Here is a 20649-nt window from a genome sequence, read left to right as displayed (position 1 = left end):
CGGTGACCGCTCGTATCTTCCGACCATCGCGAAATTTCCCCTCACGTCCGCCCCTCGCGTTTCCGGGCCGGACCGCTCCCGATCGGGAGGCGACCCGACCCCCCTTCTCCCGGACAATGGAAGGCAGGTCGCCCTTGCGCCCATCGAGCAAGCGAAAGCGTCTGGCCCTGGCCGGGCTCGCCGCCCTGATCCTCCTGATGATCCCGGTGGGAGCCTGGCTCTCGCTGACCTACCGACCTTCGTTCTACCGGGCGCTCATCAATCTTTCGCCCGACCAGCGTCAGGCCAAGGCCAAGAAATTCGTCGCCGGGAGCCTCCAGCTCCGCAACGACATCAGCAACGAGCCCGACTGGCAGGCCGTCTTCACCGACCAGGAGGTCAACGCCTGGCTCGCCGAGGATCTGGTGACCCACTTCGCCGACCTGATCCCGCCCGAGATCCACGAGCCCCGGATCGCCTTCGACGCCGACCGGGTCACGCTGGCCTTCCAGCTCGACCGGGGTCCGATCCGCTCGGTCATCTGGGTCGTCGCCCAGGTCCGGGTCCCCGACGACAACGTCCTGGCCCTGACCATCGAGAAGATCCGAGCCGGTGTCTTCCCGATCTCGGTAGACCGCCTGGTCGGCCCGATCAATGCCCAGGCCCGGGCCCACGGGCTGGATATCCGCTGGACCCGCGAGCAAGGCTTACCCGTCGCCCTGATCCGCTACAGCCCCGACGAAGACCGGTCCGACGTCGTCCTGGAGAGCCTGAATGTTCGGCGAGGACAGCTCCGCCTGTCCGGTCGATCCGATCAACACCGGGGGACCGCCGTGCGTCCCGTCCTGCCCACCCGCCGGATCCTTCAGCTCAACTTCCCCAAGCGAAACCACCAGATCCGAAGGTCCACGTCCCTCCGAAGCTCGACCTCTCCCACGATCTGAGCCCCCCGGACCAACAGCCGGACCCGATCCGCGCCCCACTCGATCGGATCGCATTCTCCCCGGTCCCATCGCGTGACCGAACCCCTTCCGCCCGATATCTCCCCCTCGTAATCGAGGTAAATCCTTCGGTGCGCCGGGAGTTCGCGTGCGGGCAGGTCCTTGTCCGGCACGATCGGCGAGTCGATCGCCCAGGTCCGGAGCGTCGGGCCGTCCTCGACCAGGAAATCCCAGTGGACGCCGTTCCATTGGTGTTTCAGGATCGCGAATTGCCGGATTTCTTGGGACATCCTCCTCCCTCCGACGAATCATGGAACGTGCCCCGGCTCCTGTATTCCGTCGATTCCGAGCCAACACCGCAAGTCGAACTTCCGGGAGTAGTCGATGATCGGTCCGGGGCTGGGGATCAATTCGGACGATTGTGAACTCCATTCGGCACGGCTCAAGTTCGGCCCAACCATCTTGGTCATGGAGAGCATGCGTCATGAAAGACACGCCCCGGCGACGCCTCAAGTGGACACTGGGTTCGCTCATGGTACTTGTGGTGGTCGCCGCCCTGAGCCTGGCCCTGGCTCGACCGTTCCTGGCTCAACCCCAGTCCTCCGGAGAGATCATCGGCATCAGCTTCGATTTGCAAGAAACACGCGGTCCGGACGGTCGGCCACTCATGGGGTTCGCCCCGAGGATCACGACTTCGAAGCCTGCAACGGGGAGAATCAAACCGCCGCCCGCACCATGACCTATTTCTAGAGAAGGCGGTGGATCCAAGGCATCGCGATGCTCTTCAACCCGGGCCCACCGCCAAAATGCCGCCTCACGTCGAACGGGGAGACGTCCGCGAGGTGGACACGCATCTGGCCGCGAGGAGAGGTTTCCCATGGCGTCGAACCCCCGGAACAACGTCCGGCTGGCCGTCCTCATCGACGCCGAGAATGTCAGCTCGAAGTACATCGAGCCCTTATTGGAGCAGGTGGCCCGGCTCGGGACGGCCTCGACCCGGCGGATCTACGGAGACTGGACCGATCCTCAGCATTCGCGGTGGCGCAGCCTGCTCAATCACCACGCGCTGATGCCCGTCCAGCAATTCCGCCTGACCGGGGGCAAGAACGCCACGGATTGTGCCCTGATCATCGACGCCATGGACCTCCTGCATGCGGGCCACTTCGAAGGCTTCTGCATCGTCTCCAGCGACAGCGACTTCAGCAGGCTGGCATGCCGGATCAGGGAGGAGGGCCTCGCGGCCTACGGATTCGGGGAGAGCAAGACCCCGCTCGCGTTCATCAAGTCGTGCGATCGGTTCTTCCCCCTGGACGGGCTGGCAAACCCGACCGACGGGCCTTTGTTCGGCGGCCTTCCTCCCGCCCGGGCGAACCCCGAATCGAATCGGCCTGTCGCGGTCGCGACCCCATCGAATCTGACCGGAGAGATGGGGGCGTTCCTCACCAGGGTTGAGGGGAACGGGTCGTCCGGCGCGAAACAGGCGGAACCCTCGATCCGGAAGCCCGAAGCGATTCCAGCGTCGGTGCGAGATAAGGTCCTGATCGACCTCGCCCGTACCGCTTACATGGCCGTTCCCAGCGAGAAGGGTTGGGTCAACCTCACGTCATTCGGTGCACAGCTTCGTCTGGAACGACCTGGTTTCGATCCACGCACCTACGGATGGAAAAAGCTAGGGGATTTCGTGGTCGCACTGGGCCTCTTCGAGATCCAGAAGGTCCCCAGCCCCAAGAATCCCCTCTCTCATTCGTGGCTGCTCAGGGCGAAATGACCCGCTCCTGGATGGCTTGAAAACGGTTTTTTCCAGATAATCATCACACGTAGGGCAGGGCTTCCCCTGCCATCCTCGGCTCCATCGGCAGGGCAAGCCCTGCCCTACGAGACGGACATCGCCGCGACCCGACCGGGCTTTTCTCAGGGAGAACTAATGATGAGTCTCGCCGAACCGGTCACATCCCTGGTTTTGACGGCCGATGGCCTGGCCAATCTGCCCGATGACGGGATCGAACGCGACCTGATTCGCGGCGAGTTGAGGGAATGGCCAATGACCCGTCGTAATCCGATGCACAGCGAGTCGGAAACACTGATCAGTCATCACCTTTGGTCCTGGGTCGAGAGCCAGCCTTCACCGCGAGGAAAGGTCGTCGGCGGCGAGGCGGGGTTCCGTTTGAAGCAAGATCCGGTCACTTACGTCGGGATCGACGTGGCTTATATCTCACCCGAGATGGCGGCGGCCCACGACCGGAAGCGGAAATATTTCGATGGCCCGCCGGTCCTGGCCGTGGAGATCCTCTCCCCCTCGGATCTGCACGAGAACATCGTCGAGAAGGTCGAGATCTATCTCGAAGTTGGCACCGTGGTCTGGGTCGTCGATCCCGACTTCCGGGTCGTGGCGGTCCATCGACCGGGAGAAACTCCCGCCCACTTCAATGAGCGTCAAGAACTCGACGCCAACCCCTACTTGCCCGGGTTTCGGGTCCCGGTCTCGCGATTCTTCGGGGATTGAAGTCGAGCCGAGGATCTCCAGGACTTGTGCGGATCGGGAACTCGAAATCGCGATAGTGTCCCTGATCGATCGCGATTTCACCTTGGACCCGAGTTCCCCGGCCATGCCTCCCCACCCGATCACCGCCAGCCAGCCCGATCTTGAGTCTCGCCATCCCGCGCGGGTCGAGGCGGCTCATTCGCGGAACAAAGCCATTCGAGGCGGAAGAACGAACCCATCGTGTTCGGGGCGTCAACCGACCACACGTTTGCCCGATCGAAGCCACTCCCGGATCAGAACGAACCCAGTCGAGGTCAGGCTCGTTGATCCGGAGGGATTGCCTTATGTTCTCGCAAATAAAGGGCTTGGGTCGAAGGTTTTTGTCGGTCCAGGCTTCGGATATCCCTCGGCCAGGCGCGGGAACGAACCCATTCGTGGGGCAAGAACGAACCCACTTGAGACGTCGAAGCGAAGCCATTCCGGTGGGGGGAACGAACCCATTCCGGGTTCGGGAGCCGGCCGTCTCCTTCGCCCTTCCGATCGCTTCGACCGATCCATCCCAACTCAAGGGCTGATGAATTTGCGGAGGCGGATCCTTCGAGGGCTGGCCTCGGGGCGGTCCGGTCCGTTAATTTGGAAGGTCTCGGCCCGATCGGGTGGCGGAAGCCAGGCGCAACTCGTTTCCGGGCCACAGGGAAAGGATGCGACGCGGTGACACCGAAAGAGGTCTTGGCGCAGATCCGTCAGAGCGAAGCCACGACGGTCGACCTTCGATTCATGGACTTCCCGGGCGTCTGGCAACACTTCGCCATCCCGGCCGACGCCCTCACCGAGGAGACCTTCGAGGAAGGGATCAGCTTCGACGGTTCCAGCGTCGTCGGGTGGCGAGCGATCAATGAGGCCGACTTGTTGGTCGTCCCCCAGCCCGAGACGGCGCTGATCGACCCGTTCACGGCTCGGCCGACCCTGACGATGATCTGTAACATCCAGGACCCGATCACCCAGCAGGATTACACCCGAGACCCGCGGAACATCGCCCGGAAGGCCGTCAGCTACATGAGGAGCACCGGCCTGGCCGACTCCTGCCGGCTGGCCCCGGAACTCGAGTTCTTCATCTTCGACAACGTCCGGTTCGACCAGAAGGGGCACGAGGCGTACTACCACATCGACTCGGCCGAGGGGGACTGGAATCGGGGCCAGGGGAACGTCCCGAACCTGGGCTACAAGACCGGGTCGGGCCTGGGGTACTTCCCCTGCCCTCCGACGGATAGCATGGCCGACCTCCGGACCGAGATGTCTCAGCGGATGGCCGAGTGCGGGATCGGGACTGCGGCGCATTATCACGAGGTTGCCACCGGGGGCCAGTCCGAGATCGACCTGATGTCCCAGCCCCTGGTCGAGAGCGCCGACCAGGTGATGCTGGCCCGCTACATCATCCGGAACGTCGCGCATCGTCACGGGAAGACCGCCACCTTCATGCCCAAGCCGCTCCACGGCGACAACGGATCGGGCATGCACACCCACTTCACGCTCTGGAAAGAGGGGCAGCCCCTCCTGGCCGGGAATGGGTACGCCGGCCTGAGTGACCTGGGGATGTACGCGATCGGCGGCCTCCTGAAGCACGCCCCGGCGATCTGTGCGTTCGCCAACCCGACGACCAACAGCTACAAGCGGCTGGTCCCCGGATTCGAGGCCCCGACCAAGCTCTCGTACAGCCGGAGGAATCGCTCGGCAGTGATCCGGATCCCGGTCCACAGCCCGAACCCCAAGAGCCGGCGGATCGAGTTCCGCGTCCCCGATAGCGCGGCGAATCCCTACCTGCTCTACTCGGCCATGCTGATGGCGGCGCTGGACGGGATCCAGACCAAGGCCCGGCCCGGCGACCCGCTCGACAAGGACATCTACGACCTCCAGCCCGAGGAGCTGGCCGACGTCCCGGCGACCCCTCGATCTCTGGAGGCGTCGCTGGACGCCCTCAAGGCCGACCACGAGTTCCTGCTCCGGGGCGACGTGTTCACCCCGGACGTGATCGATACCTGGATCTGGTACAAGCGGTCCCACGAGATCGAGGCGCTCCGGGTTCGCCCCCATCCTTATGAGTTCACGCTTTATTACGACGTCTGATACGGAATCTTCCGGATGAGTTATCATAGGGGGATCTCCTACTTCCACGGAGGTTCCCCATGGCGAACGAACGACTGCCCATCGTCCTGCACCTGCCCCCCGAGGAGATCGCTCGCCGCTATCGCGCGTGCCGCTCCGGCATCGAGAAGACCCACTGGCAGGTGATCTGGCTCCTAACTCGCCCGGACCAGCCGCTCAGCCCGGCTCAGGCCGCCCAGCAGGTCGGCCTGACTCCGGTCTGGGCCCGCGCCTTGCTCAAACGCTGGAATGCCCAGGGGCCCGATGGCCTGGGCGACCGGAGGGCTACCACCAACGGCGGCCAGAGCAAGCTCACCCCCGAGCAGCAGGTCGATCTCTGGGCCGCCCTCCGCCAGTCGCCGCCCGACGGCGGGCTCTGGACCGGGGCCAAGGTCGCCACCTTCGTCCGCGATCGCTGGGACGTCCACATCCGCAAGCAGACCGGCTGGAGATGGCTGCGTGGCCTGGGCTTCTCGCTGCAGGTCCCCCGACCCCGACATCCGGAGGCCGCCACGCCCGCTTCGCAGCGGGCGTGGAAAAGACGCCCTGGCCGATCGAGTCGCCCGCCTACGTCGGGAGCACCCCGGCCGAGTGGTCGAGGTCTGGGCCGAGGATGAGGCCCGGCTGGGGCTCAAGCCGATCACCCGTCGGGTCTGGGCGGTGCGAGCCCATCGGCCGCTCTCCTATGGCCGGACCAAGTACCAATGGGCCTACGTCTACGGCTTCGTGCACCCGGCCAGCGGGCGGAACCTGGAGCTGATCCTGCCCTCGGCCAATACCGACTGGATGGGCCTGGCGTTGGAGGAATTCGCCCGCTGGGCCGACCCGGCCGGGGAGAAGTTGCTGGTGCTGATGGTGGACAACGCCGGCTGGCACGTGGCCAGGAGGCTGGCGATCCCGGTCAACGTGGTGCTGCACCGACTGCCGCCTTGCACGCCGGAGCTACAGCCGGTCGAGCCGCTCTGGCCGCTGGTACGCGAGGCGGTGGCCAACCTGGGGTTCAACGACCTGGCCACGATGCAGGTCCCTGTCCTGGATCGGTGCCGATGGTTGATCGACCACCCCGAGGTCGTCCGCGGAGCCGTCGGCTTCAGCTGGGCGGTCGAGCTCAATGGTTAGTCATCCAGGGGATTCGGTATGAGCCGGATCAGGCCGTCGCGGCGGGCTCGGCCGATGCGGCCTCGACATCGCCGGAGGAATCGGGCCGGAGGGCCAGGAGGACGAGCATCAAGGCCCCGACGACCAGCATGTTGTCGGCGAAATTGAAGATCGCGCAATCGAAGTTGATCGCATCCACATGGAGGTGGACGAAATCGCGGACGTGGCCGAGCAGGAGCCGGTCGTAGCAGTTGCCCAGGGCCCCGGCCATGATCAGGGCCAGGGCCACGGTGAGCCTGCGGTCCCGGGCCGCGCCGAGGGGGAACAGCCAGACCCAGATCCCGACCGCGGCGACGATCGAGAGCATCGCGAAGATCAGACTGCTGTGGGGCACGTCGCGCATGAAGCCCCAGAGGGCCCCCGGGTTATAGCTCGTCTGGAGTTCCAGGACGTTGGGGATGACCGTGAACGGCGCCCGAGCCCGAGGCTCGCCGATCCATCGGAAGATGTAGGCCTTGGTCGCTAGGTCGAAGGCCGCCCCGCCCAGGGCGATGCCCCAGAACAGGAAATGATGGCTGGCCGGGAATCGCCTGGGCTGTCGCGGGGTGGGCTCGACTGGGTTCATCCCCGGCTCTCCATGGCTCGCGCGCACTCGATGCAGTATCGCGCATAGGGTAAGGCCTGAAGCCGTGGCTTGGCGATCATCTCGCCGCACTCCTCGCATCGGCCGTAGGACCCGGCCTCGACCCGAACCAGGGCCTCGCGAATCTGGCCGAGGGTGTCTTGCTCGTTCTCGATGAGGCTCAGGGTGAATTCCTGATCGTAATTCTCGGATCCGACGTCGGCCATGTGGAGGGGGACGTTCGAGAGGTTTCCCGAGGAGTCGGGCTGGCCCCTCCGGAGCGCCTCATCGGTCATCTGGTCGAGGTCGCCGCGAAGTCGGGCCTGGAGATCGAGAAGGGTCTCGCGGTAAGCCGCCAGATCCTGGGGTTTCAGTGTATTGGCCATTGCGTTCCCAATTCCCTCGTGATGACGCCGCACTCGAGGGACGGGCATGCTAAGCACACCACTCCCGCGTGTCAATCGGAGGCCACGACCCGTCCCTGATCCGATCGGATCAGGGACAGTTCCCAAGACTTCCAGCCTACACCGCGCGACCATCCAGCTTCCACCCCGAATCCCTGACGGATTCGTCCGACGAGGCTTGGGTCCGCTTGACATTGAGTTCGTCCGCATTTCGTCTATAATTTCAAAGGCTTCTGAAAGCTTCGACCGAAGGAGAATTTCCCCGACGGTCGGTCAACACTGAGTCGTGGTCCGCCATGCCGCCTACTCTTCGCGTCGGTGCCGTCAGTTACCTCAATGCCAAGCCGCTTTACTACCGGTTGAGCGAGTGGGCAACCGGGGTCGATCTGTCGATGGACCTCCCGAGCCGGCTGGCATCGCGGCTGGCTGGCGGCGAGCTGGACCTGGCGTTGATCCCCTCGGTGGAGTATCTCCGGGGGGCCTCGACCGGCTACGAGATCCTGCCCGGATTCGCGATCGCGGCCCGAGGTGCGGTCCGGAGCGTCAAGCTATTCAGCCGGGTCCCATTCGAGAAGATCGACCGGCTGGCCCTGGATGAAGGATCGAGGACCAGCCAGGCCCTGACGCAGGTCTGGCTCGAGGCTCGATATGGGGTCCGCCCCTCGGAGATCGAGCCGTTGCCGATGGGAGTCTCGGCATTAGAGAGCATGGCCGACGCCGTCCTGGTGATCGGCGATCGGGCCATGAAGGTCCCCGACGAGCCCTTCCACTCGGTCGTCGACCTGGCCCAGGCCTGGAACGACCTGACCGGCCTGCCCTTCGTCTTCGCCCTCTGGGTGGCCCGGCCCGGGGTCGACCTCGGCGAACTGCCCGATGTCCTGGCCCGATGTCGCGCCGAAGGCCTGGCCAATGCGGGCGAGTTGGCCGGCCGGTATGGTCCTCGGCTGGGGATTGATTTCGACGTTTGCCTGGATTATCTGACCCGCGTATTATCCTACGAGCTGGGCGAGCCGGAGCTGGCCGGCCTCCGCCTGTTCGCCCGGATGGCCGCCTCGCTGGGACTCGCCCCCGAAGGAGTTGATCTTGTCTTCCACCGTCGACGCGATCTTGCGACGCGCCGTTGAAGGAGAGCGGCTGAGCGCCGGAGACGGCCTCGAGCTGCTCCGATCGGCCGACCTCCTCGCGCTCGGGCGGGCCGCCGACGCGGTCTGCAAGCGGCTCCATCCCGAGCCGTACCGGACGTACAATATCGACCGAAATATCAACTATACCAACGTCTGCGCTGCGGTCTGCGACTTCTGCGCCTTCTACCGAAAGGTGGGCGACTCCGAGTCGTACGTCCTCGACCGGCCGGTCCTCCTGGACAAGATCCGCGAGACCGTCGAACTGGGCGGGGACCAGATCTTGATGCAGGGTGGGCTCCATCCCGACCTGCCGTTCGACTGGTATCTGGACCTCCTCCGGGACATCAAGTCCCATTATCCCCAGGTGAACATCCACGGCTTCAGCCCGCCGGAAATCTACTTTTTCGGCAAGAAGTTCAAGATGAGCCTGAAGGAGGTCCTGGGCCAGCTGAAAGAGGCCGGGCTGGGCAGCCTGCCCGGAGGCGGGGGCGAGATCCTGGTCGATCGGGTCCGCAAGGCGATGACCAAGGGGAAGGTCCTGACCGACGGCTGGCTCGACGTCCACCGGGCCTGGCACGAGCTGGGCGGGATCTCGACGGCCACGATGATGTACGGCCACATCGAGACCCTGGAAGAGCGGATCGAGCACATGGAACGGGTCCGCCAGCTCCAGGACGAGACCGGAGGCCTGACCGCATTCATCTCCTGGACGTTCCAGCCGGGCAACACCGAGATGGATGACGTCCCCCCCTCGGGGGCGTTCGAGTATCTCCGGACCCAGGCCATTTCCCGCCTCTACCTGGACAATGTGCCCAACATCCAGTCGTCGTGGGTGACCCAGGGGGCCAAGATCGGCCAGCTCGCCCTCTACTTCGGGGCGAATGACATGGGCAGCCTGATGATCGAGGAGAACGTCGTCGCCTCGGCCGGGACGGTCCACTATCTGACCCTGGAGCAGATCAAGCGGGCGATCCGCGAGTCGGGCTATATCCCCCGCCAGCGGAACGTCTTCTACGAATACATCGATGCCGAGCCCTCCGAGGCCGACCTCGCCCTGGTCGGCTGAGGGACTCGAGGGAAGAGGAAGACTTCCAGGACTTCCAGGGACCGGCATCCGTCGAATTTGATTGTTTGAGAATTTGTCCGCGTGTCAGGGTGATTGAGAGTATGAGGTAATCCGACCTTCATGCCTCTCGTCCCATCACGAGCTGATGCGATGTAAGGATGAGTGGGGGCCTCACGCCATCCTTCGTGCGAGTCCCCGGTCCGGTCGGGATGTTCGCCTCCTACGGATTTCGTCGATGACGAGCCGCCCGGGCGATCATCGATGGAAATAACCGCCAATTTCATTCGTCTGGAATTTTTTTATCGCGTTCTCCCGAATTGGTTTGAGGTTTTTTTGGGTGAAGGTTGCCGTCCCCAACGCGGACGACGCTAATACTATTATCGAAGTGGTATCGCTAGCCCACTCGAACCATTCGAGCGGCTGCATCATTGCGGTCAAACAGTTTAGGATGCATCGCCGTGATGATTTTCGCCTACTTTGGTCCCGAGACGACGCTACCCGTCGTCTCGGTCATAGCGGCCGCCGCCGGCTTCGTGCTGACGGGCGGTCGATTCGTCACGTCCTGGCTCAAGCGAAGATTCCGCCCCCGAGTGGACACCCATCGAGAGGTCCGGAGCATCGCCTCGCTCAAACGATCGGAAGACTGATCGGCCTCCGGGGGATTGAGCGGTCGATGGGGATCTGCCGAGGTAGGATTTCGGCGCTCTCGTCGGGAGCCTCCATGGATATCCTGGAACAACCCTGCTCCGCCAAGGCGAGGGCCTGGTGATCGTCCCTCCGACGATCGCGCCTCTCGAAGGGCCTGGCAATCAGGGTCGGAGTCTCCATCGGACCGAATGGCTTCCTCAATGATGGCGGATCCGGGCCAACCGGCCGGGCTAGCCATGGAAGGGCGACCGTTTTCATGAAGATCGTGGTTATCGGCCTCGACTGCGCCGCTCCCGAAATCCTCCTCGGCGACGAGCAACTCGCGAATATCCGCTGCCTGATGGAAGCGGGATGTTACGGGCGGCTGGAGAGCATCATCCCCCCGATCACGGTCCCGGCCTGGATCTGCATGGCGACCGGGCAGGATCCCGGGATGCTCGGCGTCTATGGCTTCCGGAACCGTGCCGATCGCTCCTACGATCGCCTTCAGATCGTCAACTCTCGATCGATCGACGCCGTGGCGATGTGGGACCAGGTGGCGCGCGAGGGGGGTAAGTCGGTCGTCATCGGGGTGCCGCCGGGTTATCCCCCGCGCAAGGTGAATGGGATCTCGATCGGCGACTTCCTGACCCCCGATACCGACAAGGGAGACTTCACCCACCCGCCCCGGGTCGCCGAGGAAATCCGCCAGATGGTGGGCTCGTACCCGGTCGACGTGAAGGGCTTCCGGACGTCCGACAAGGCGTGGCTCCGCGACCAGACGCTCGAGATGAGCCGCAAGCAATTCCGGGTGGTCCGGCACTATCTCCAGAATGCGGAATGGGACTATTTCCAGTTCGTCGAGATCGGGCTCGACCGGATGCACCACGGCTTCTGGAGCCACCACGACCCCTCGCACCTCAAGCACGACCCCAACTCTCCTTTCAAGGAAACGATCCGAGACTACTATCGCCACCTGGATGCCGAGATCGGCTCGATCCTGGAATTGTTGAGCGATGACACGATCGTGCTCGTCGTCTCCGATCACGGGGCGCGGAAGCTCGATGGCGGTTTCTGCATCAATGAGTGGCTGGTTCGCGAGGGCCTGCTTAAACTGGTCCGCTACCCCGAGAAGGTCACGTCGTTCGCCGATCTGGAGGTTGACTGGGACGGCACCACGGCCTGGAGCGAGGGGGGGTACTATGCCCGGGTCTTCTTGAACGTCAAGGGACGCGAGCCTCGCGGGACCATCGAGCCGGCGGACTACGAGAAGGTCCGCGACGACCTCAAAGCCCGGCTCGAAGCCACCACCGACCCCGAGGGGCAACCGCTCGGGACGCTCGTCTTCAAGCCCGAGGAAATCTATCGGGAGGTCCGAAATGTCGCCCCCGACCTGATCGTTCATCTTGGTGCCCTGGCCTGGCGATCCATCGGCGGGGTGGGTTATCCGTCGATCCATGTGCAAGAGAACGATACCGGACCCGACGATTGCAACCATGCCCAGCATGGCGTGTTCGTGCTGGCCGCGCCGGGCTTGCCGATCTCGGGCGAGATCGAGGGGGCTCACCTGCTCGATATTGCCCCGACCTTGCTCGAACTGGGCGGCTACGACCTCCCGCCGTCGATGCGAGGGCGGTCGCTCGTGGCGGGGATGCCGAGGGTGCCCGCTTCGGGCTACACCGCGGACGGCGAAGCCGTGATCCGCGATCGACTGAGTGGGCTCGGTTATCTGAGCTGAACGAGATGGTCCCTCGGGGGCAGTAGATGGCGACGACGAAGGCGGAAGAAGCGGACCAGATCCAGGCGAGCGGTTCCTGGGAGGGATCGCTTTCGATGATCGGGCTGGCGGTCTGGGTCGGGCTTGCGGTCGGTCTCGTCGAGGTGGGGTTATTCCTGGTCCAGGTTCGCTACGTCCAGGCGGGCTACTTTCGACGGAGTCCGAATGTCCTCTGGATGATCCCCCTCGCCGACGCCTTGATGGTCGGACTCTTCGGGGCCGCCCTGACGCTGCTGGTCCGGCCGGTTCCGAAGGTTGGCCGTCGACTTGCCTCGCTGCTCCTTTGTTCGCTCGTGATCTTCGTCCCCTTGCTGGCCATCCCGGGACTCAAGGCGGTTGCCAGCCTGATCCTGGCCGTGGGGATTGCCTCCTGGGTCGAGCCGATACTTCGGTCCCGGGCGGAGAGCGTCCGACGCCTGGCCTGGCGGACCTTGCCGGTACTGATACTGACAGTGCTCTCACTGGTCGGGATCACGTTCGGTCGCGAATGGCTCCGGACTCGGAACGCCACCGCGCCGGTCGCGACGCCCCCCGGGGCGCCGAATGTCCTCCTGATCGTGATGGATACCGTCCGGGCCGACGCCACGAGCCTGAACGAGAATGGTCGCGATTCGACGCCGAATCTCGCCGCCCTGGCGAGGCGAGGGGCCCGGTTCGATCGGGCGATCTCGACCGCGCCGTGGACCCTCCCCTCGCACGCGAGCATGTTCACCGGGAAGACGGGCTGGGAGCTGGAAGTCGGCCCCGACCGGGCGCTGGACGACCGCTATCCGACGCTCGCCGAATACTTCGGTCGACATGGATACGCGACGGGCGGGTTCGCGGCCAATACCTCGCTCTGCACCGTCGAGTACGGGCTGGCCCGGGGATTCGGGCATTACGAAGATTATGCCCTCACGCCTGTCGACTTCTTCCGCAGTTCCGCGTTCGGCTGGCTGGTCTGCCACCGACTCGGAGACCTGCTCGACCGCGGCCTTGAGCTTCTCGGGCGCGAGCCGAGTCACATGCTGGAGGGCCGTCTCTACCGGAAGGATGCGGCTCGGATCAACCGAGACGCCCTCCGATGGATCTCGAGGCGGCAGGATCGACCGTTCTTCGCCTTCCTGAATTATTTCGACGCTCACGATCCCTACCTCCTCCCGTCGGGGGCCGAGCGGCCCAGCGGCCGGGGGACGAATACCCTGGCCGAACGGAAGGTCTTGCGGGACTGGATCGGCGACGCTCCCAAGGATCGTCCTCCCGGGGATTTCGCCCTGGCCCGGGACGCCTATCAGGATTGCCTGTCGTATCTCGACGGGAAGATCGGACGTCTGATCGAGGGATTGGACCGAATGGGTGGCCTCGAGAACACGATCGTGATCATCACCTCGGACCACGGGGAGCATTTCGGGGAGCATCGACGCGCGGGCTTTCCGCTCGTCGGGCACGGGCTGAGCGTCTATCAACCCGAGCTTCATGTTCCGTTGCTGATCGTCGCCCCCGGGCGGATCCCGACCGGGACGGTCGTTCCTGGCGTCGTGAGCCTGCGGGACCTGGCGGCCACGGTGGTGGATCTCGCCGGGATCGAAGAGGGATCTCCCTTCCCCGGCCGATCCCTGCTCAAGCCCATCGAGCCCGGGACCGTCGCCACCGCCCTCGCCGAGTTCAGTCCCTGGCTGGAGGACCCGGTTGGCCTGCGTTATCAGGGAGGGGCTTCGGGCGTGATGCGGGCCTACGTCTCGGACGATGCGAGCTTCCACCGGCATGGAGATGGCCAGGAGGAGTCGTATGATCTGCGGGCCGACCCGAAGGAGCTGCACGACCTCTCGGACACCGGCGATCCCGGCGGCCTGTTCCAGCCACTTCGTCGACTGATGGATGAACTTGACCGGACGATTCCCGCTCGCTCCGAGGTAAGTCGCCCCGTCGGACCGTGATGGGGTGGCATTCGGGTGCAACCGGCGAATCCGGGCACAGGGCTTGCGTGAGGGTAATTCGCGACCGATGATGAAATACCGGGCTCTCGGCGGGTGACAGGCTACCGGAAGTCCCCTTTCATTTCTCACCTTGCGCCGAGCCCTCGCGTGATCCGAGTCGAACACCTATCGAAAGCGTTCCGCGACTACCGACGAGGGTGGGTTCCGGCCGTGGCCGACGTGAGCTTCGAGTGCCACGCCGGGGCGATCTTCGGCCTGCTCGGCCCCAACGGGGCGGGTAAGACGACCACGCTCCGGATCCTCAGCACCGTGCTCCGGCCGACCGGAGGCCGTGCGACCGTGGCCGGATTCGACGTCTCGCTCTATCCCGAGGCCGTCCGGGCTAATATCGGATACATGTCGGCCAGCACCGGGATCTATGACAGGATGACCGCCTGGGAACTCGTCGAGTACTTCGGCCGGCTTTATGGAATGGGGGAAGTGCGGCTTCGCGAGCGGATGGAAACGATCTTCGACTGGCTCCAGATGAACGACTTTCGCGACACCCTGGGCGCGAAGATGTCGACCGGGATGCGCCAGAAGGTCTCGATCGCCCGGACGATCGTCCACGATCCGCCGGTCCTGATCTTCGACGAGCCGACCTCGGGCCTTGACGTCCTGGTGGCTCGGGCCGTGCTCCAGAAGATCGCCGAGCTCCGGGATCAGGGCAAGACCATCGTCTTCTCGACCCATGCGATGCACGAGGTCGAGAAGCTCTGCTCGAAGGTGGCGGTCATCCACAAGGGGCGAGTCCAGGCCGAGGGTGCCCCTTCCGAATTGCTCGAACGATTCGACCAGCCGGACCTCGAAGAGCTCTTCTTCTACCTGGTCGATCGGGCCGAGACCGGGCGAGTCGACGAACCGGCGCGGGGCTCCGCCTGATGATCCACTCGCGACGATGGCCCAACGTCTGGACGATCTTCCGCCGCGAGGTCCGCGACCAGCTTCGCGATCGGCGGACGCTGTTCATGGTCTTCGCCCTGCCCTTGTTGCTCTACCCGCTCCTGGCCATCGGCATGCTCCAGATCGCCGCGACCCGGAGCGATCGGTCGAGGGAAGTGGTGGTGGTCGGGGCGGAAAACCTCCCCGATATGCCTGCGCTCCTGAACCCGAAGAAGGACGGCTTCGACCCCTCGCTCTTCCCGAGCCGGAAGGAGGCGAGATCGATCAATGTCATTCTCGCCGAGTCGGGCTCGTTCTGGACCCGGGACAAGGCGGCTCGCGAGGCCGTCCGGAATCGGCTGGCCAACGCCGTGATCGTGATCCCGCCCGAGGTCCGGAGCCGGGTCGACCAGACCGGATCGGTCCAGATCCCGATCCTCTTCGACAGCACGGACGAGGCCAGCCTGAACACCCGGAATCAAATCCGGGACGTCCTGGAAGGCTGGCGAGACGTGATCGTGGAAGGGAGATTGACCCGAGACGGCAAGCCGCCTGGCTACAACAATCCCGTGAAGGTGGCCTCGGAGGACGTCGCGCCCGAGGGCAAGATCGGGGTAAATGTCTGGGCCCGGATCTTCCCGTTCCTCCTGGTCCTGATGTCCCTGACGGGGGCGTTTTACCCGTCGGTCGACCTCTGCGCCGGGGAGAAAGAACGCGGGACGATGGAGACGCTCCTGATCAGCCCGGCGGCCCGGAGCGAGATCGTCCTGGGGAAGTTCTTCACGGTGATGCTGGCCAGCGTCATGACCGCGATCCTGAATCTGGTGAGCATGGGCCTGACCGGCATCCAGATCGCCGGGAAGCTGGCCGCCTCCGGGAGCGGCGGGGGTGCCCCGATCTCGACGATCGTCGCGCCCCCGGCCCTCTCGTCCTACTTCTGGATGCTGATCCTCCTGATCCCCCTCTCGGCCTTCTTCAGCGCGATCTGCGTGGCACTGGCGGTCCTGGCCCGGAGCATGAAGGAGGGTCAGTACTACATGACCCCGCTCTATCTGGTCAGCCTCCCGCTCATCCTCGTGACCCTGATGCCGGAAGTCTCGCTCAACCTCTTCTACAGCATGGTCCCGATCACCGGGGTCTCGTTGCTCCTGAAATCATTGATCCTGGGCGAGTTCACCCTGGCCCGCCAGTATTTCCTGCCCGTCCTGCTGCCCACGATCGTCTATAGCTGGCTGGCCCTGAAGTGGGCGGTCGACCTGTTCAAGCGTGAGGACGTGGTCTTCCGCGAGGCGGAGGGGTTCGACCTCCGGCTCTGGCTCCGCCATCTCGTCCGCGACAAGGAGCCGACCCCGGGCGCGGGGCCGGCGATCCTCTGCTTCGCCCTGATGCTGAGCCTGACCTGGTTCCTGATGCAGACCTTCTCGGCGACCTCGCCGCTCCGGGGGATGGTGGTCGGGCACATCGCGATCGTCGGGCCTCCGCTGGCCCTGACCCTCCTGCTCTGCTCCGACCCGGTCCGGACGCTCCGGCTGAACCTCCCGAGGCTCCGCGATCTCGCCCTGGCCGGTGGGCTCGCCCTGACGCTCAACCCGCTGGTCCGCGAGGTGGCGTACGCGGTCGGCCGGATCTTCCCGGCTTCTCAGGCCATCCAGGAACAGCTCGGCGAGATGGGCCGGCAGGTCCCCAACCTGACCGTGGCCGTCCTGATCTTCGCCCTCATGCCGGCGATTACTGAGGAGGTGGCGTTCCGGGGTTTCATCCTCACGGGACTGGGTCGGACCTACAAGACCGGGACCGCGATCATCCTCTCGGCCTTCCTGTTCGGGTTCCTCCACGTCCTGCTCAGCCTGTTCCAGCAGCTCTTCGGCGCGACGATCCTGGGGCTGGTCCTGGGCCTGATCGCGATCCGGACCCGGAGCCTCTGGCCCGGCGTCCTGTTCCACTTCATCAACAACGCCATCGGCGTCCTGATCGTGGACGCCGCGAAGGACCCTCGGCTGGAGAGCCTCTCGGCCGCGATCTTCCGCGACCCTTCGGAGGCACTCTTCCGGGTGCCGATCATCGCGGTGACGTCGCTGATCTCGCTGGGACTCCTGGCGATCCTCTGGCGTGGGGGGATCGAAGGGCGAGGCGAAGGGCCCGGGATGATCGGGGATCCGGGAGGATGAGGCAGCCCATGCGGACCCTGGCCGCTCGCTATGTCTTCCCGGTCGAGGGGACCCCGATCCTCGACGGGAGCCTCTCGATCGCCGATGGTCGGATTGTCCGGGTCGGCCCTGCCCTCGAAGGACCGCCCGTCGATGACGACCTGGGCAACGTCGCGATCACTCCCGGCTTCGTCAACGCTCATACCCACCTGGAACTCGAACCGATCGCTCCGTCGGTCGGATCCGGTCCGGAGGACGAGGTCGGCTGGCTCCGCCGGGTGGTCGAGGCGCGCAGGACAAGCCGGCCGGGATCGGGGGCCGAGGCGGCCCGGCGGAACGTCCAGGCCAGCGTGGCGGCCGGGACGACCTTGCTGGCCGATGTCACGACCGCCGGGCAGAGCTGGGAGGCCGTCGCCGAGGCACCACTCCGGGGGGTCGTCTTCGCCGAACTGATCGGCCTCAACCGGAAGCGGGGGATGGAGACCAGCGCCCAGGCGTTCGACTGGCTTGCAAAGGTCCGGACCGAGGATCCGGAGGCCAAGACCCGGCCCGGACTCAGCCCGCACGCCCCCTACAGCACCGCCGGATGGCTTTACCACCGGGCCGCGACCAGCCAGCTCCCGCTGATGACCCACCTGGCCGAGATGCCCGAGGAGCTGGAACTGCTCCGGGAACGGGCGGGGCCGCTCCGGGCCTTCCTCGAAGACCTGGGCGCCTGGGACGAAGATTGGGAACCGATCGGCGATCGGCCCGCCGCCTACATCCGGAAGGGAGAGCTCCGGCAGGCCGACTGGATCGTGGCGCACGCGAACTACTTCGATCCCGACGAGTTCTGGCAGCTCCGCCCCGAGGCCGCGCCCGATGGTCAGAGGGTGGCGGTCGTCTATTGCCCGAGGACTCATGCCCGGTTCGGCCACTCGCCGCATCCCTATCGGGCCATGCTCGAACGCGGGATTATTGTCGCCCTGGGGACGGACAGCCTGGCGTCGTCGCCGACCCTGAGCGTGCTCGACGAGATGAGGTTCCTGCACCGGCTGGACGAGTCGGCCAGCGGCCAGCTCCTCCTGACGATGGCCACCTTGTTCGGGGCCTGGGCGCTCCGTTCGGAGGACTTCACCGGCAGCATGAAGCTCGGCAAGTCGGCCGACCTCGCCGTCGTCGAGCTTCCCGATCGCCATGAGGCCGATCCGTACGCCCTGCTCCTCGACTCCGACCTGCCGGTCGTTGCCACCCTCTACCAGGGGGAGTTCGTCCACGGAGCCTGGTCCTGATCCTGACCCGAGGGGCGGAGTCGTGGGTCAGGGCCCGGCATCGATCCCGATCGCCTCGACGGGGCATTCTTCCATCGCCGCCAGGCAGGCAGCCTCCTCGGCGGGCGTGGCGGGTTGGGCCGCCACGAAGCTGTACCCCTCGCCGTCTTCGCGGAGGAAGTTCGTCGGCGCGGTCTCGCGGCAGAGGTCGCAGTCGATGCAGGTCAGATCGACATAGAACCGGCCGGGGACGTTCTCGGGGACCTTCTGGTCGATCTCGGCCATAGTCCGTGGGGCGATCGGCGATCGACGATCGACGGGCAGGCGGGAAGTGTTCCTCCCGTCGACCGCAGATCGTCGATCGCCGACGACCATTCTCCTTAAACCGACTTGGAGTCGATCCAGCTCATCAGGCCTCGGAGCCGCTTGCCAACCTGCTCGACGGGGTGCTCCCGCTCACGCCGACGGGTGGCTAGGAAGCCGGGCTGACCGGCCTTGTTCTCGAGGATCCACTCGCGGGCGAACTGGCCCGACTGGATCTCGGCGAGGATCTTCTTCATCTCGGCCCGGGTCTGCTCGTTGACGATCCGAGGGCCCCGGGTGTAGTCGCCGTACTCGGCCGTGTTCGAGATGCTGTACCGCATGTAGTTGAGGCCGCCCTGATACATCAGGTCGACGATCAGCTTCAGCTCGTGGAGGCACTCGAAGTAGGCGCTCTCGGGCTGATAGCCGGCCTCGACCAGCGTCTCGAAGCCCATCTTGACCAGGGCGCTGACGCCGCCGCAGAGGACGACCTGCTCGCCGAACAGGTCGGTCTCGGTCTCCTCGGCGAAGGTGGTCTGGAGGACGCCGCCCCGGGTCCCGCCGATCCCCTTGGCATAGGCCAGGCCGAGCGCCTTGCCTTGCGGCGAACACCCCTCGCCGGTGGCGATCAGGCAGGGGACGCCCCCGCCCTTGACGTACTCGGACCGGACGAGGTGGCCGGGACCCTTGGGGGCCACCAGGGCGCTATCGACCCCGGCGGGGGGGACGACCTGGCCGAAGTGGATGTTGAAGCCGTGCGAGCAGAGCAGGAGGTTGCCCGGCTTGAGGTTGGACTTGATATCCCGGGCGTAGATCTCGCCCTGGACCTCGTCGGGGAGGAGGATGTTGACGAGGTCGCCCGCCTCGGCGGCCTCGGCGGCCGAGACCGGCTTGAAGCCGTCCTTGATCGCGAGGTCGTAGTTGGCCGAGCCCGGACGCTGGCCGACCACGACGGTGCAACCCGAGTCGCGAAGGTTCTGCGCCTGGGCGTGCCCCTGGCTCCCATAGCCAATGATGGCGATCGTCTTGCCTTTGAGCAGACCCAGGTCGGCGTCTTGCTCGTAAAACATCGTGGCCGGCATCGCAAGTCCCTTAAAGAGCTGTCAGCGGTCAGCTTTCAGCGGTCAGCTTCCCCCGGGATCGTCGGATTGACACCCGAGAGCTTGGTGAATGGTCCCGTCGATCGCCGCGGGTCGCCGACGGCGATCGAGCCGAAAGCGACGGGATCAGAGGCTCGAGTGCCCGACAACCGCGGGGGCGTCGGCCACCTCGGCCGGGGGCGTCTCGTCGTCGGGCTCGGTGGCGGTCCCTCGGACCAGGGCGATCCGGCCGGTCCGGGCCAGTTCGCGGATCCCGTAGGGCCGGACGGCCTCGATGAACGCCTCGATCTTCTTCTCCTGCCCGGAGATCTCGACCATGATCTGCTCGGGGTCGACGTCGACGATCCGCCCCCGGAAGATCTGCACGAGACCCTGCAACTCGGACCTCTGCGCGGGGGAGGCGTCGATCTTGATGAGCATCAGGTCGCGCTCGACGAAGTCGTCGCTGGAGATGTCGAGCACCTTCACGACGGTCACGATCTTGTCGAGCTGCTTGCGGATCTGCTCCAGGAGCTTGTCATCGCCGTTCACGACGATGGTGATCCGGGAGAGATGAGCGTCCTCGGTCTCGCCGACCGCCAGGCTCTCGATATTGAAGCCCCGAGACGCAAACATCCCCGACACGTGCGCCAGGACTCCCGGCTGGTTCTGGACCAGGGCCGAGAGGACGTGACGAATACGGTTCGAGGGACTGCCAGACTTCGACCCCATCGCGACCCCACCCTCGTGTTGGATGCCCTTGATCGGGCC

21 protein-coding genes are annotated in these 20649 nt (G+C 65.3%); 15 read left to right on the top strand and 6 right to left on the bottom strand.

The window, feature by feature from the left end; all coding sequences use genetic code 11:
• Positions 1-134 precede the first annotated feature (134 nt).
• Positions 135-923 carry a hypothetical protein gene (locus tag P12x_RS24015; RefSeq protein ID WP_435007522.1) on the top strand — a complete coding sequence of 263 codons (789 nt, stop codon included), beginning with the start codon at positions 135-137 and terminating at the stop codon, positions 921-923.
• On the opposite strand, the gene P12x_RS24010 is transcribed toward P12x_RS24015, so the two are convergent.
• Complete coding sequence (locus tag P12x_RS24010; protein ID WP_435007521.1) at positions 845-1210, bottom strand: DNA polymerase ligase N-terminal domain-containing protein; 366 nt, start codon at positions 1208-1210, stop codon at positions 845-847. The two genes, P12x_RS24015 and P12x_RS24010, sit on opposite strands and share 79 nt — an antisense overlap.
• A 194-nt stretch (positions 1211-1404) precedes the next feature.
• On the opposite strand from P12x_RS24010, the gene P12x_RS24005 reads away from it, so the two are divergent.
• From P12x_RS24005 to P12x_RS23980, 6 genes are all read left to right on the top strand, one after another.
• Positions 1405-1659 carry a hypothetical protein gene (locus tag P12x_RS24005; RefSeq protein WP_435007519.1) on the top strand — a complete coding sequence of 85 codons (255 nt, stop codon included), beginning with the start codon at positions 1405-1407 and terminating at the stop codon, positions 1657-1659.
• A gap of 138 nt (positions 1660-1797) precedes the next feature.
• Positions 1798-2688 carry an NYN domain-containing protein gene (locus P12x_RS24000; RefSeq protein WP_435007517.1) on the top strand — a complete coding sequence of 297 codons (891 nt, stop codon included), beginning with the start codon at positions 1798-1800 and terminating at the stop codon, positions 2686-2688.
• Positions 2689-2844: 156 nt separating this feature from the next.
• Positions 2845-3423, top strand: coding sequence for a Uma2 family endonuclease (locus P12x_RS23995; protein ID WP_435007516.1), 579 nt, complete (start codon positions 2845-2847; stop codon positions 3421-3423).
• A gap of 690 nt (positions 3424-4113) precedes the next feature.
• Positions 4114-5526, top strand: coding sequence for a type I glutamate--ammonia ligase (glnA, locus tag P12x_RS23990; RefSeq protein WP_435007515.1), 1413 nt, complete (start codon positions 4114-4116; stop codon positions 5524-5526).
• 59 nt (positions 5527-5585) lie between these two features.
• Positions 5586-6161 carry a winged helix-turn-helix domain-containing protein gene (locus tag P12x_RS23985; RefSeq protein ID WP_435005114.1) on the top strand — a complete coding sequence of 192 codons (576 nt, stop codon included), beginning with the start codon at positions 5586-5588 and terminating at the stop codon, positions 6159-6161.
• Positions 6136-6663, top strand: coding sequence for a transposase (locus P12x_RS23980; RefSeq protein ID WP_435005113.1), 528 nt, complete (start codon positions 6136-6138; stop codon positions 6661-6663). The genes P12x_RS23985 and P12x_RS23980 overlap by 26 nt, the downstream gene beginning before the upstream one ends.
• Positions 6664-6691: 28 nt before the next feature.
• Here P12x_RS23980 and lspA read toward each other — a convergent pair whose 3' ends face one another.
• Positions 6692-7267: a signal peptidase II gene (gene lspA, locus P12x_RS23975; RefSeq protein WP_435007514.1), complete on the bottom strand. Its 576-nt coding sequence runs from the start codon at positions 7265-7267 to the stop codon at positions 6692-6694.
• Positions 7264-7650 carry a TraR/DksA family transcriptional regulator gene (locus tag P12x_RS23970; protein ID WP_435007513.1) on the bottom strand — a complete coding sequence of 129 codons (387 nt, stop codon included), beginning with the start codon at positions 7648-7650 and terminating at the stop codon, positions 7264-7266. The genes lspA and P12x_RS23970 overlap by 4 nt, the downstream gene beginning before the upstream one ends.
• Before the next feature lie 314 nt (positions 7651-7964).
• Between P12x_RS23970 and P12x_RS23965 the strand changes: the two genes are divergently transcribed.
• The 8 genes from P12x_RS23965 (at position 7965) to P12x_RS23930 (ending at position 18517) form a co-directional block, all read left to right on the top strand.
• Entirely contained in the window at positions 7965-8792 is an 828-nt protein-coding gene (locus P12x_RS23965) for a menaquinone biosynthetic enzyme MqnA/MqnD family protein (protein ID WP_435007512.1), read from the top strand.
• Entirely contained in the window at positions 8752-9858 is a 1107-nt protein-coding gene (gene mqnC / locus P12x_RS23960; protein ID WP_435007511.1) for a cyclic dehypoxanthinyl futalosine synthase, read from the top strand. The genes P12x_RS23965 and mqnC overlap by 41 nt, the downstream gene beginning before the upstream one ends.
• Positions 9859-10316: 458 nt before the next feature.
• Complete coding sequence (locus tag P12x_RS23955) at positions 10317-10505, top strand: hypothetical protein (protein ID WP_435007510.1); 189 nt, start codon at positions 10317-10319, stop codon at positions 10503-10505.
• A gap of 257 nt (positions 10506-10762) precedes the next feature.
• Positions 10763-12223 (top strand): alkaline phosphatase family protein, encoded by a 1461-nt coding sequence (locus P12x_RS23950; RefSeq protein ID WP_435007509.1) that lies wholly within the window; start codon positions 10763-10765, stop codon positions 12221-12223.
• A 26-nt stretch (positions 12224-12249) separates the two neighbouring features.
• A complete protein-coding gene (locus P12x_RS23945; RefSeq protein ID WP_435007508.1) occupies positions 12250-14178 on the top strand; it encodes a sulfatase-like hydrolase/transferase in 1929 nt (642 codons plus the stop codon).
• Positions 14179-14325: 147 nt separating this feature from the next.
• On the top strand, positions 14326-15099 hold the full coding sequence (locus P12x_RS23940) for an ABC transporter ATP-binding protein (RefSeq protein ID WP_435007507.1): 774 nt from the start codon (positions 14326-14328) through the stop codon (positions 15097-15099).
• Positions 15099-17267, top strand: coding sequence for an ABC transporter permease subunit/CPBP intramembrane protease (locus P12x_RS23935; RefSeq protein ID WP_435007505.1), 2169 nt, complete (start codon positions 15099-15101; stop codon positions 17265-17267). The genes P12x_RS23940 and P12x_RS23935 overlap by 1 nt, the downstream gene beginning before the upstream one ends.
• A complete protein-coding gene (locus P12x_RS23930; protein WP_435007503.1) occupies positions 17264-18517 on the top strand; it encodes an amidohydrolase family protein in 1254 nt (417 codons plus the stop codon). The genes P12x_RS23935 and P12x_RS23930 overlap by 4 nt, the downstream gene beginning before the upstream one ends.
• A gap of 27 nt (positions 18518-18544) precedes the next feature.
• Here the strand turns inward: P12x_RS23930 and P12x_RS23925 are convergent, their stop codons facing one another.
• The 3 genes from P12x_RS23925 to ilvN all read right to left on the bottom strand — a co-directional run bounded on the left by P12x_RS23925 (position 18545) and on the right by ilvN (position 20610).
• Positions 18545-18781, bottom strand: coding sequence for a ferredoxin (locus P12x_RS23925; protein ID WP_435007501.1), 237 nt, complete (start codon positions 18779-18781; stop codon positions 18545-18547).
• Positions 18782-18876: 95 nt separating this feature from the next.
• Positions 18877-19881, bottom strand: coding sequence for a ketol-acid reductoisomerase (gene ilvC, locus P12x_RS23920; protein WP_435007499.1), 1005 nt, complete (start codon positions 19879-19881; stop codon positions 18877-18879).
• A gap of 144 nt (positions 19882-20025) precedes the next feature.
• Positions 20026-20610: an acetolactate synthase small subunit gene (ilvN, locus tag P12x_RS23915; RefSeq protein WP_435007497.1), complete on the bottom strand. Its 585-nt coding sequence runs from the start codon at positions 20608-20610 to the stop codon at positions 20026-20028.
• Between the last annotated feature and the right edge of the window lie 39 nt (positions 20611-20649).

Source organism: Tundrisphaera lichenicola (assembly GCF_051175385.1).
GTDB classification, from domain to species: Bacteria; Planctomycetota; Planctomycetia; order Isosphaerales; family Isosphaeraceae; genus Tundrisphaera; species Tundrisphaera lichenicola.
This window is presented reverse-complemented; position numbering and strand designations above follow the sequence as displayed.